Annotated in this window: 9 protein-coding genes; 1 reads left to right on the top strand and 8 read right to left on the bottom strand. The window is 39.8% G+C overall.

All coding sequences use genetic code 11. From position 1 onward, the window contains the following. Window positions 1–10: 10 nt before the first annotated feature. The 3 genes from ACRPLY_RS14205 to ACRPLY_RS14195 form a co-directional block, all read right to left on the bottom strand. A complete protein-coding gene (locus tag ACRPLY_RS14205; RefSeq protein ID WP_432231892.1) occupies window positions 11–2,419 on the bottom strand; it encodes a T7SS effector LXG polymorphic toxin in 2,409 nt (802 codons plus the stop codon). Between the two features lie 200 nt (window positions 2,420–2,619). After that, the gene (locus ACRPLY_RS14200) at window positions 2,620–2,892 is read right to left on the bottom strand and encodes a DUF5344 family protein (protein ID WP_028412986.1); all 273 of its coding nucleotides are present in this window, start codon (window positions 2,890–2,892) and stop codon (window positions 2,620–2,622) included. Window positions 2,893–2,898: 6 nt separating this feature from the next. Next, entirely contained in the window at window positions 2,899–3,252 is a 354-nt protein-coding gene (locus tag ACRPLY_RS14195; protein WP_014459697.1) for a YwqH-like family protein, read from the bottom strand. Between the two features lie 336 nt (window positions 3,253–3,588). On the opposite strand from ACRPLY_RS14195, the gene ACRPLY_RS14190 reads away from it, so the two are divergent. Next, the gene (locus ACRPLY_RS14190) at window positions 3,589–5,721 is read left to right on the top strand and encodes a GDYXXLXY domain-containing protein (protein WP_432231891.1); all 2,133 of its coding nucleotides are present in this window, start codon (window positions 3,589–3,591) and stop codon (window positions 5,719–5,721) included. A 221-nt stretch (window positions 5,722–5,942) separates the two neighbouring features. Here ACRPLY_RS14190 and abc-f read toward each other — a convergent pair whose 3' ends face one another. The 5 genes from abc-f to ACRPLY_RS14165 all read right to left on the bottom strand — a co-directional run bounded on the left by abc-f (window position 5,943) and on the right by ACRPLY_RS14165 (window position 12,402). Next, a complete protein-coding gene (gene abc-f / locus ACRPLY_RS14185; RefSeq protein ID WP_325077815.1) occupies window positions 5,943–7,571 on the bottom strand; it encodes a ribosomal protection-like ABC-F family protein in 1,629 nt (542 codons plus the stop codon). Window positions 7,572–7,941: 370 nt separating this feature from the next. Continuing rightward, complete coding sequence (locus ACRPLY_RS14180) at window positions 7,942–9,264, bottom strand: alpha-glucosidase/alpha-galactosidase (protein ID WP_014459694.1); 1,323 nt, start codon at window positions 9,262–9,264, stop codon at window positions 7,942–7,944. A gap of 26 nt (window positions 9,265–9,290) precedes the next feature. Then, window positions 9,291–10,121, bottom strand: a complete 831-nt coding sequence (locus tag ACRPLY_RS14175) for a carbohydrate ABC transporter permease (RefSeq protein ID WP_028412981.1) — start codon at window positions 10,119–10,121, stop codon at window positions 9,291–9,293. Beyond that, window positions 10,121–11,053 carry a carbohydrate ABC transporter permease gene (locus tag ACRPLY_RS14170; RefSeq protein WP_325077816.1) on the bottom strand — a complete coding sequence of 311 codons (933 nt, stop codon included), beginning with the start codon at window positions 11,051–11,053 and terminating at the stop codon, window positions 10,121–10,123. Before ACRPLY_RS14170 ends, ACRPLY_RS14175 begins: the two co-directional genes overlap by 1 nt. Before the next feature lie 89 nt (window positions 11,054–11,142). Beyond that, the gene (locus ACRPLY_RS14165) at window positions 11,143–12,402 is read right to left on the bottom strand and encodes an ABC transporter substrate-binding protein (RefSeq protein ID WP_325077817.1); all 1,260 of its coding nucleotides are present in this window, start codon (window positions 12,400–12,402) and stop codon (window positions 11,143–11,145) included. Between the last annotated feature and the right edge of the window lie 131 nt (window positions 12,403–12,533).

Below are 12,533 nucleotides of genomic sequence, written 5' to 3'. Positions count from 1 at the left end.
TATTATCTCCTTAGTTCTGTCCAAATTTCAATACTGGATAAAAATTTTCTATTTCCCCGGTATCAGTATTTTTAAATCCTTCAAACTTCAATCCATTACTTGAAACTCCCCGAATCATTTGTTTATTTGTCTGGCCTTTTAATTGTTTAACTCTTGACGATTCAATACCTTCCTCCATTGCTTCATTCCCCAATCGAACAATTTCGTCACTGGATATTAAAGCAGGGTCATAAACCGTTTTCTTATGAGGAGGTTTATCTTCCTTTGGTACAAATTTAAATTCTCCGGTTCCTTGTCCTCTATAATCTTTTATCTCAACTTTTAATCTATACTCTATATCGTATACCCCTTTAACATCTGGATGCTCATCCTTCTTAACTTCATCTAATTTATATTGATCACTATTATCAAAGTATTTTTTAAATTCATCATAGTTATGTCCGCCACTTACACCGTGACGTTTTGTACACTTTTCTACTTTCCCAGTTAAATGCTCAATATAGTAGCCTTCTTTATATCTTATATTCCCCTTAACCACCGCATCCTGATCATAAACCCCTTCAACATCCGCTTTACCACCAGGTTTTTCCACTTTCTCCAACGCTTTGGACTGACCTTTCGAAACATTCCCCATCTTATACGTCGTTAATCCATTTAACGCTTCACCAACGGTCTTTCCAGGTAACGCCTCTCCTATTCCTACCAGTTGAGGTCGAGGACGTAAAGTAGGTATCTCAGCATCTAATAAAGGTTGAAGCTTCTTCTGAACAGGTTCATATACCTTCTTCGACCAATTGCTTGCTGCTTTTGGGCTGACGACATTTCGCATATTGCTTAATGTTTTGGTTGCTTTATGTGCAGGTACACGCGGAACGTTTGTTACTTTTGGAACGGATTTTACGGCTCCTGCGGGTTTCGCTCCTCCAATTACGCTCGCAAACAGAAACATGCTGTTTTCCCAGTGCTCTTTTGAAAGAGGTTTGTCCGGATTAAGTGCCTGCTGCCCTACATCTAAAAGTCCCATCGTTGCGTGATTGACGAAGTCATACGGTGAATCAAACGATTTTTCTCCTCGCTCAATTAAGCCTTCTTTGAAGGAAACAGCGCCATCAAATCCGCCCATCGTTATATAGTTTCCAAAGTCATACAAGGAGTTGTACCGTTTATCTGCTCTCTCTCCCATACCGGCCCAAACGTCTTGTACTACGCCTTTAGTACCCGTAACTGTACCTTTTGCTAAAGTTATAGCACCTTCTCCTACGTCCTTGACTACAGCTTTTATACCGGTTTCTTCTTTTTTAGCTTTAGGATTTTCACAGATTTCTGTAAAGTCAAAGGATTCAGCTGTTTTTTTAGTCCCGACACTCCTAATCTGCCCCTGACTCATCACCGACTGCATAAGCATTCCCTCAACGCCCGTAGCGTTTTGAAGAACCTGTTGAGACGTTAGCATGCCTACAGTTGAAGAATCGTTGAGTGCCTGCAGGTATGGGCTTTTTTCAAGTTCCACTGCTTGCTCTGCAGGTGACAGTTCCGCTAGTTTTTTCATGTTAGCAGGTGCTGTATCCTGCTGAATTTGCGTTAGCACTTCTCTTATGTAAGGCGAGTTTTTTTCAAGCTTGTGAATTTCTTTTAACTGCTCAGCAGGCGTCATTGCCTGAAGTTGAATCAGTTTTTTAAGGCCTACTTCCTTTATCACTTTCTCCTGTTTTTCTTTTCTTGTCAAGGTTGTTGGAATACCTTCTTCAAAAACCGAGACGCCTCCTGAATCGGTCATCGCTTTTTTCGCCAACGCGCTCAGCTCACTTACATTGCCTGGCTGAATGGAACCATTTTGAAACCCAGCTTTCACTTTAGAAAGCAGCGAGTTTAAAGACGTCAGCTGATCTTGAATCGCTGAAAGGCTTTGCGTTTGCTGTTCGTCAAAACGGACTAAATCGTTCATCGTTTTGTCCGCTTTGTTTTTTGCTTGTTCTACTTCTGTTAGAAAACCTTGGTCGTTAAGCGCTGAAACAGAAGCAAGATGACTGACTTTTTGAATTGCTGCATTCGCTTGATCGACAAGCGAAACGGTTGTATTTCTTGTTTGATTTAAATGCGCGGGAATAGTGTCTTGTAGAAACGGCTGCGTGATGTAGCCGTCTTCGCTCGGTTCAAATGAGCGCAGCGCATGTGTGATCTGAGTTAGTCGATTTTCATAGGAAGTGAGTAATGAATGATACAGCGTTAAAAAAGAAGCATGTCCCGTTTCGTAAAAAGACCGAATCGCTTCTCCTCCTTTTCCTTTAAACGCATCATCTAAGCTTGAAAATGCCTGAACCTGTGAAATCAGGCCCTGAATTTGTTCTTTTTGACTTTTAATAGAGTCTAAGATAGCTTGAATATTTTCGTGAAAAGCATCGACATCAAGTGTTTTCAATAACCTGTAACCTCCTAGCTGTATCGATGTAGAAAAACAACAAACGGTTAATGAACAATCGCCCGTCATTTTTCTAAACCTAAGCGGATGCTCCTCTTTACAAGGCTTGCATCATCCGCTAAATAAAACCTTTTTATTTGAATGCCGAATCTATGCTGGTTGAAAGGTTGTTTTTGATAGCTTTATATAAAATATGAACATTATTTAGCGGCGTTTGCAGCTTTTTCATCTGCTTCTTTTATGGACTGCACGGATTTTTTGGTGGCGTTCAAATCATCGAGGAGCGTTTGCTTGTAGTCCACAATTAACGTTTGCAGCTGCTGGTTCAGCTGGTTTAATTCATCGAGCACCTCTAGTTCTTGTCCGCTTCCGACGTGAAACGGAAAAAGCGGCTGAAACTGCTGCGCAGCAGCGCTTAGGTCACTAAGCGTTCTATTAATTTCACCATCTATTACTTTAATTTCGTCTGCCATATTGCATCACACCTTATCTTTTGCTTCGTCTTCTTGCATTTTAATGGCGCGTTCCATCCCTTGTATATCTGATTGAAGCGCCGTAATTTTTGCATCAATTGTCGTGATGGCATCCGTCAGCTGACGGGTCAGCAAATCATCGTATTCGTCTAACATAGCGGTGCGGATGTCTTCAAACCCAACAGCAAGGCTGCCTGACCAAGTGGCGGAAGTGAGCTCTGGTTCTTTTACCTTTTCCTTTGCACGTTCAAGCTCGCCTTTGACTTCCGTTAACGTGTTTTTACTAGCCGTAAGCTGCTGGATATCTTCATGTGCCTGCTTCACTTGGGTATACAGATGAGCAACAAACATCTCATTCATATGATGACACTTCCTTTATATCTATCTCTTGGTTTCTCTAACAGTAATTCCCTTTTATAGCTTATCAAATAAAGAAAGAGAGCACATCGGCATGTTTTCTTATATTTTTTGGGAATAATGTAGGTTTTTAGTTCAATACCCACTCTTCAGGATAAAATAACCAAAACTATCTTACCATTGACAATTTATCAAGATTTTCGGACTACTTTGCTTGTTATTTCCACGCCACTAAAAGGCCTTTTTACACAATTTTTTTGTTAAAACGCATTCATTCTTTCTATTTCCAAATATTTAAACATGCGCTAGTATATACATAATATAAAGAGGAGGTTGAGTATGAGAGAAAAGCTCGTAAGACTCGGTTATTTACTGGGGTTGGCTCTTGTTTTGTCCGGCATTTTATATTTCTTTGCATCGAACTGGCAAGGCTTTGACCGCTACATTAAAATTGCGCTGAGCGTGGGGCTGATGCTGCTGTTTTACGGAAGTGCGTTTGTAGTGCGAAAGCTGCTTCCTCAGCAGGCGTTTTTAAGTCACTGGACTCTTTTGGCCGGCGCTCTTTCATTTGGATTAAGCATCGCGCTTCTTTCTCAAATTTACAACACGCACGCTGAATCGTACTGGCTGTTTTTAATTTGGCTTGTGCCGGTTATTTTGTTTAGCTTTTTTACAAAGTATCAGCCGTTTTACGTGTTATCGTTTGTTTTATTTCAATTCACCATGGCTTTTTTCATTTCACCAACAGGCGCAGTTTCACAGCGAGGCGAACACGAGACGCTTTTACTTTACGCAGGAATGGCGTTTGTGAACTTGATTATTTTTTGGATCATAAAAAAGAAACGGCGCTCGTCTCCTGTGATCATGTATGCGGCGTTTTGTTTGTTTCACTACATTTTTTTAACTGTTTCCCTGCCGGATTTCACAGGGAGCTCTAGCTTACGGATTGGTCTGATTATTTTTTATTTGCTGTTTTTACTAAGCTCCTTTTTTTATTTTTCAAAAGTGGAGCCGCAAAGGTCGTTTTTAGGGATTTCCATCGTAGCATTTGCTTTATTTGTTATTGAACAGTTTTTCTCTTTTATTTTTAAACACTACGCTGAATGGTCACTGTTCTTAGCTTTAGGATTTGTGATTTTATTTATTGGTGCAAGCGTATGGTTTGTCAAATGGCTCACTGCTAACACGGCAGCACAAAAAACCTCGCTCCGCGTAATCAAACGAATAGCGGTGATTGGGATTACGGCCATTGCATCGGTCATCGGCAGCAGCTCTTTAGGAGGACTTGTCACACTTATTACAGGAACGTACCCAACAAATGGAATGCTTGTGATTGGCGTTTTACTGATTGTGGCATGTTATTGGATTAAAGCAGATATTCCAACGGTAAAATATACGCTTTTAATGATGGGCGTATTAATTAGCGGCGGCGCTTCTTTTTTTGTGAACGACATTCTGTTTTTTATCTACGTCATCGCACTTGTAGCGCTTTTAGTATTCACAAAGCATACGCCCGTTCGCCTGCTGCTTTTTGTGCTAGTGCAAGGGCTTCTGTTAATAAAGGTTCCGACTGCTTACTATGACACTATCAAAATAGATTATGTGCTGCTCGCTTTGTTTCTATTAAATGCCGCTGTGTACGCGATAAACGTACACCACGCGTTTAAAAAAGCAGCGCTTCTTCTTGCTTTTATCTTTTTACTGTCGCTGACTGAATTAAGCGAACCGTCTTTTTTAAATATTATTTACTGTACGATGTTTTTTGTAATTTCGACCGTCTTTTTATTTGTGACGGTACGAAAAGAGCCAAAATACGATTTTATGGTCGGCATGATTTTCTGGTTTGTTTTTTTAGCGATGAAATATTACGACTTTGTGTGGGATTTATTTAATAAGTCACTTGTACTCGTTATTTTAGGTCTTATCTTTCTTTTCCTAAGCAGGAAATGGGACCTGTCAATGCCTGATCAGCCGCAGCCATCGTTTCTTGACCGCAGACGAACCGCTGTATGGATCATCATTCTTGTTCAGCTCATTATGCTGGGCGGCATTTTCACTAAAAACGAAGTGCTTCTTCAAAACGGAAAAGAAATTAAGCTCGCTTTACAGCCGATCGATCCGCGCTCGCTGCTGCAAGGCGATTATGTTGAGCTTAATTACGACATTGCGCACGTTACCTTACCTCATGTGAAAGACGGAGAAAAAGTGAAGCTCGTTCTTCGCCCTGACAAACAAGGCGTGTATGAATACGCAAAAATCTACCAAGCGGATGATGACTGGAATAAGCCGTATACTTCTAAAGAAAAAGACGTTGTCATTACGGGCAGCTATCACGAATGGGGAATTCAGTACGGAATTGAGCATTATTTTATTCCAGAAGGAACCGGCAGCAAAGTGGAAAGCGAAGCTCGTTTTGCTACTGTACGAGTTGGAAAAAATGGAGATGCGATCGTTACAAAAGTAGGCAAATAAAAAAGCAGCCGCTTCAACATTGAAGCGGCTGCTTTTTGTTTTAATTGATAAATACGCTGATGATCATCGTTAGAATAAGAATCACAAAGAAAATAATGATTCCATAGCCAATCCATTTTATTCTTTTGGGCGTTCCTTTTACATTCATATCCGTCATTTTTCCTTCAATACGCTTTTGATGTTCAGTAACATCATTGTATTCATTGTTAGGTGAAGTGATATTACCCTTCCTTTCTATTTAATCGTTTTCTTTCTTCTAAAAGCTCTTCGTATCTTTTTTCAAGACGCTGCTTGTCTTTTCCTTCTGGCGTGATAGAAAGCTCGCTAATCACTTTTGTTAATTCTAGTTGAAGCGCAAGTTTCTCCGCTTCATTTTGCTGCTGTGACGCTTTTTTGCTTTTACCCGTATCTTCAATCGCCGCAAGCTCCGCTTTGGACTGTTTTAACGTCAAAACATGCGTCGCAAGCTTTTTAACAAAATAGCGGTCGTGCGTCACAAATAAAATCGTCCCTGGATAAGCTTTTAACACTTCTTGAAGCGCTTCTTTTGTATGAAGATCAAGATAGTTGGTCGGTTCATCTAAAAGAAGAACGTTATAGTTTCCTAAAAAGACTTTTGCTAATGCCGTTTTGACTCGTTCTCCTCCGCTTAGCATCTCTACTTTTTTATACACGTCTTCACGTTTAAAAAGTAAGCGCGATAGCACCGTACGAATAAACTGCTCGGTGTACGGACTGTCTTCTTTGATGTTTTCTAAAATGCTTTTAGCGGGATCTAGATTTTCAAGGCGCTGATGAAAAAACCCAAGTTTTACAGGCTTCGCAACCGTGATTCCTTCTGTTCGCTGCTCAATCATATTCAGCAGCGTAGATTTTCCGGCGCCGTTTTTGCCGACAATCGCTACTTTCGCTCCTGGCTTCACACCGCCTTTTAGGTTTTGAAACAAGATATGATTACCAGCTGATGCTGAGACTTTGTCAAAGCTTAGTACCTGCTTGCTGTGCACTTGGTGAAACTGCGATAGGTCAAAATGAATTTCTTCCATTTCTTTTGGCTTTTCTTTTTTCTCCAGCTTTTCAATTCTTGTTTCAATCGCTTTTGCGCTTCTGTCTAGCTTCGCTTTTTGTTTTCCGACCGCTCGTTTATGAAGCCTCGCTTCAGAGTTGCCCATGCGGCTCGGCGCTTTTTTAAGCGACTTTGATTTTTGGCTTTTTTCTTCAGACGCCAGTTCAAGCCGCTGCTTTTCTTTTACATACTGTTCATATTCAAACTGCTGTCTTTCAACCGCGTGTTTTTTTTGCGTCACATATTCTTGATAATTGCCTTCATAACAGTGAATTTTGCCGCCTTCTACTTCCCAAATAGACGTACAAAGGCGGTTTAATAATTCTCGGTCATGTGAAATCAGCAGCAGACTGCCTGTAAAAGACTTCATTTCTTCTTCAAATTTCTCTACGCCTTTTACATCTAAGTGGCTCGTTGGCTCATCGGCTGCAAGCAGTTCCGCCCCGGATGAAAGAGCAGCAGCAATTTTCTTTCTTGTTTCTTCTCCTCCGCTAAGAAAGTCCGCTTCAGTTGGCACACTCCACTGACTTTTCATCTCAGGAGAAACGTCTCCTGTAGCTTGAACATCAAGCTGCGGAATCAGTGAGGAACGGCCATATGTTTGCACAATCCCTTGATCTGGACTCATTTTTTTCATTAAAATATGAAGCAACGTCGATTTGCCTTCTCCGTTTTTCCCCACAATTCCAATTCGCTCTCCGCGATGTACTTGAAGCTTCTCTGCTTGAAACAGCAGGCGATCTCCATAGCTTTTTTCAATATTTATAGCTTCTAACAATAACATAAAAAAACCTCCCTAGGATTTCTAGAGAGGATTAGAGGTCATAATTAGGCATACGCAAATATGCACCCTTTTATAGAGTAAAAAAAGGGAGAAATCACTTCATATAAGACATATAGAAATGGCACCTAAAAATGTACAGACTAATCCTATCTAGACAAATGTTCATTTAAAATAAAGTTTTAAAAGAATGTCTAAAAAAATAGGATTACTTATCCATTGTCTACGGTACCTTTCCTTTCTTAGTATAAAATGACTTGCTTCTTACAGTGTATGATGAACATTTTTAAATGTCAATATCCATTTGGATGATATTCCCTTCTTTTCCTAAGTACAAAAGATCCTCAGCTGATCTCAGCCGAGGATTCTTTTCTTACACGTATTGGTTCACTTTCCCTGTAAAATCAGGCAGCCACTCGCCGTGGGCTTCAATTAAATCATCGCACATACGAATGATGTCATCCATGGATAATTCCGCATTTGTATGAGGATCTAGCATCGCAGCTTGATAGATGTGCTCTCTTTTTCTAGTGACCGCTGCTTCAATAGTTAATAATTGCGTATTAATATTCGTGCGATTTAACGCCGCAAGCTGCTCTGGTAAGTCTCCTACATAAGTCGGCATAATACCGCTTCGGTCTACAACACATGGAACTTCTACACACGCTTTTGTCGGCAGGTTACTAATTAAGCCTCCGGTATTTAATACGTTACCCGCAAATTTAAACGGCACGTTTGTCTCCATTGCTTCAATAATTCTAGAGCCGTACTCATGTGAACGCGTATGAGTTAACTGACTGTTGTTAACCATTTCTTCTCTCATTGATTCCCAATTGCTGATTTGCTCTTCGCATCGGCGCGGATATTCATCAAGAGGGATGTTAAACTGATCAACAAGATTTGGATATTTATGTTTAATAAAGTATGGATGATATTCTGCGTTATGCTCAGACGATTCGGTAATATAATAACCGAACTTATCCATTAGCTCAAAACGCACCATATCATGATGCTTTGTTCTTTGTTTTTCTTTTGCCAGACGCTTGATTTCTGGGTATAAGTCTTGTCCATCTCTTTTTACTTCTAGCAGCCATGCCATATGGTTAATGCCTGCGATTTTCTCTTGTATTCCTTCATGATCCATTCCGAGAGAATCAAATAAATCTTTTGTACATACTTGAACACTGTGACAAAGGCCTACCGTCTTTACATTTGTATAGCGCAGCATTGCACCCGTTAGTGTTGCCATTGGATTGGTGTAATTTAAAAACAGCGCATCCGGACATACTTCTTCAATATCTTTTGCAAAATCAAACAGCACTGGAATCGTGCGCAGTGATCTGAAGATTCCTCCAATTCCTACTGTATCTCCAATCGTCTGACGCAAGCCGTATTTTTTAGGAATTTCAAAATCAATGACGGTGCTTGGTTTGTATCCGCCTACTTGAATCGCGTTAATCACATACTTTGCTCCTGTTAAAGCTTCTCTGCGGTTCAAATAGGCTTTAACCGTAATATTCACTTTGTAGTTTTCTTTTAGATTGTTTAGCATATTTTCCGAATCTCTTAAACGCTCAGCATCTATATCGTAAAGTGCAAACTCAAAGCCAGCTAAAGCAGGCACAAACATGCAGTCTCCTAAAATATTTTTTGCAAAAACTGTACTTCCCGCTCCGATAAATGTGATTTTAGACATTGTCATCTTCCTTCCTCATATTGGTTTTATCCTTTTACAGATCCTGATGAAAGCCCTGCAATAAAGTATTTTTGTAGCACTAAAAATAAAATGGTCATTGGAAGCATCGCAATAATCGCAGCTGCTCCTACTAAGCTAAGATTATTTTGATTTTCGGCAAAAAAGCTTGCTAGCGTAACGGTTAATGTATGCATTTCCTTATCTTGAAGGAAGAAAATCGCAAACTGATAGTCGTTCCAAATATAGACGCTTGCAATAATTAAAATAGACGCAGTGACAGGCTTTAGCAGTGGAAATACGATTTTAAAGAAAATCGTTAACGTGCCGGCCCCGTCAATTCTTGCTGCTTCCTCGAGCTCTTTAGAAATAGTGGAGCGAATGAAGCTCGCATATAAAAAGATCGTTAGCGGCAAAAATGCTGCGACATTATTTAAAATAGCAATTTGATACGTGTTCATCATCCCCATATTCACAACCATTTTGTACAGCGGAACTAGCGCTGTTAAAGGCGGTATTACCATCACGGCGATAAAGATAAAATAGACGTACTTATTTAGTTTCGTTTGGCGTCGCGCTAAAGGATACGCAGCCATTGATCCTAAAAAAATAAGCAGAATCGCCGAAACGAACGTAATGATAAATGTATTAACAAAAGAATTTCCTAAGTTGGCTTGCTCCCAAGCCGCTGTGAAATTTTCAAGGTGTATGCTTTTTGGAAATACCCATTTTGAACTAAAATCCCCGGTTGCCTTTAAAGAAGTCGTAACTAGAATATAAAAAGGGACAATATGAACGAGCGTTATACAAAGCGCTAGAAAGGTAAAAAATCGTTTTTTCCGTTTATTTGTATAGTCCATCACGCTTCTGTCTCCTTTCGCTTAAAGTACACAAGTGCTGATAAGCTAATGACTAAAATAATGAGCGCCATGCACACACCTTGAGTTGCAGCATAGCCGGCGTCCTGTCTTCTAAAATATAAATCATACATAAAAGTAGACATTGACTGCGATGCATCTCCAGGCCCTCCTCCTGTCAGCGCAACAATGACGTCAAACAGTTTTAAACCTCCGATAATATTTAAAACGACGTTAATTGTAATCGAAGGCATGAGCAGTGGAAGCGTAATGTTTTTAAACTGCTGAAGAGTCGATGCTCCGTCAAGCTGCGCCGCTTCGTAATAATCTTTTGAAATACTTTGCAGCCCCGCTAAATAAATAATCATCGCAATTCCAACGAATTGATACGTATTGACGAACACAATAATCCAAGAGTTAAGCTCCGGAGTCCCCAAAGCATTAATCTTCTCAAAGCCTAAAAATACAAGAAGGTCATTTAAAGCGCCTCCTTGGTAGGCAAAAAAGAAGTACCAGATATACCCCATAATAATTGGGCTGATAATAACTGGAAGGTAGACAATTGTTCTTGTTACAGCTTTCAATTTAATGCTTTGATTGAGAAGCAAAGCATACAACAAGCCAATAATGTTTTGGAAAATTGTACTGCCTATTCCGTAGAGCAGCGTATTTTTTATCACAAGCCAAGTCGTTGGGTCTGCAAGCAAACGTTTATACTGCTGGAGCCCAATCCAATCGTATGTTTGTGAAAATCCATTCCAATTAGTAAAGGAAAGTCTAATTCCGTTAATAAAAGGATAGATAATAAAAACGGTGATAATTACTAAGCCGGGAAGGTACATCCACCATAAAGAAGACTCTGTTTTTAATTTTTTCTTTCGTTTTTCCGTATCTCTTACTACGGAAACCGACTCTTTCCTGACTATTTCATTCATCGTGTTCACTCCTATTTCAGCTTGTGTTGAAAAGAAGCAGAAGACTATCTCCCTGCTTCTTAGCGAACAAGGAACTTTTGCACACTATTTTATTGTTTACTGAGACGCTTGTACTCTTTTTCCATCTCTTTTGATAATTGCTTTGGCGTTAAACTTCCCGCTAGCAATTCTTGACCTGTAGAAGACATCACTGCCCACATACCGCTCGGTAAATACTTTCGGTCGAAGTATGGCTCAACTTTAATATCGCTATACTTATCGTAGTATTCAGAGTAGTAGTTTTGGGTTTTATTGTTTGTCAGAGCCGATGCTGAAGACGTTCCTTCGGCAATCTTTTTGGCAACTTCCGGCTGTGACACAAATTCAATAAATTTCTTAGCTTCTTTAAGGTGCTTAGAATCCTTCCACGCAGCAAGGGTAAAGCGCTCTCCGCCAATCCAGCTTTGCGTGCCCCCTTTATGAATAGCAGGCACCGGTACAGTTCCTACTTTTACTTCAGGATTTAATTCTGTTGCATCCGCTCCAAGAGATCCGCCCACAAATGTGAAAGCAATTTTATTTTGAGCCATTAATTCCGTTGCTTGAGATACTTTTGCGGTTAATACATCTTCATTCAGCAGCCCTTTTTTCTTCATTTCTGCCATTGTTTCCGCTAGAAGCGTATAGTTTGACCAATTGAATGTCCCTTTTTCCAACTGCTTAGCATAGTTCTTATTTTTTGCTGTAATAAGCTGAGGTGTAGCCAGCTGATCAAACACTTGAGCAATATTGCCATTTTCCCCTCCTGGGATCCATAGAGGCGCTACTTCTCCTTTGCTTTTCTTTTTTACTGTTTCTAACGCTGTTATAAATTCATCCATTGTGTTAGGAGGCTTTATTCCGTACTTTTTTAATAACGTCGCATTATAGCTAATTCCGTCTTTTGCTTGATTTAAAGGATACGCATACACTTTGCCGCTTTTATCTTTTAAAATTTGATTTAGCGCCGGATCCAAATGCTGAACCCAATCCATATCTTTTAAATCTGCTACATACTCCCCGTAGCGAAGCTGAGACCAGCCGTGCGTATCAAATAAATCCGGCATATCATTTGCACCCATTTTCACACGAAGCATATCTTCATAGCCGTTACCCGGAAAATTCGCATCAATTTTAATATCTGGATTTTGTTTTTCAAATTCTGTAATCGCGTTTTGAAGCGCTTTTCTCTCGCCTTTATTACTCATCGTAGAAAAAAGCGTTAACGTTGTTTTCCCATTTCCGCCTGTTGCCGCTTCTTTATTTCCGCAGCCCGCTGCCACAACAGAAAAGACTAGTAATAGAACAAAAAGATACGTAAGCTTTTTCATTTATCTTTTTTCCTCCTTATACTCTATCAAGACAAAAATAACTGAATATTCAGTTATTTGTACATAGACAAATTCATTGCACAACGAAATAAAGTCACTTATAATTTAATCCTATACTTTTACAAAGGTTC

It is taken from the genome of Priestia sp. TGN 0903, from assembly GCF_050846855.1.
Classification (GTDB): Bacteria; Bacillota; Bacilli; order Bacillales; family Bacillaceae_H; genus Priestia; species Priestia zanthoxyli.
The sequence above is the reverse complement of the archived record's forward strand: the minus strand, read 5'-3'. Positions and strand labels throughout refer to the sequence as shown.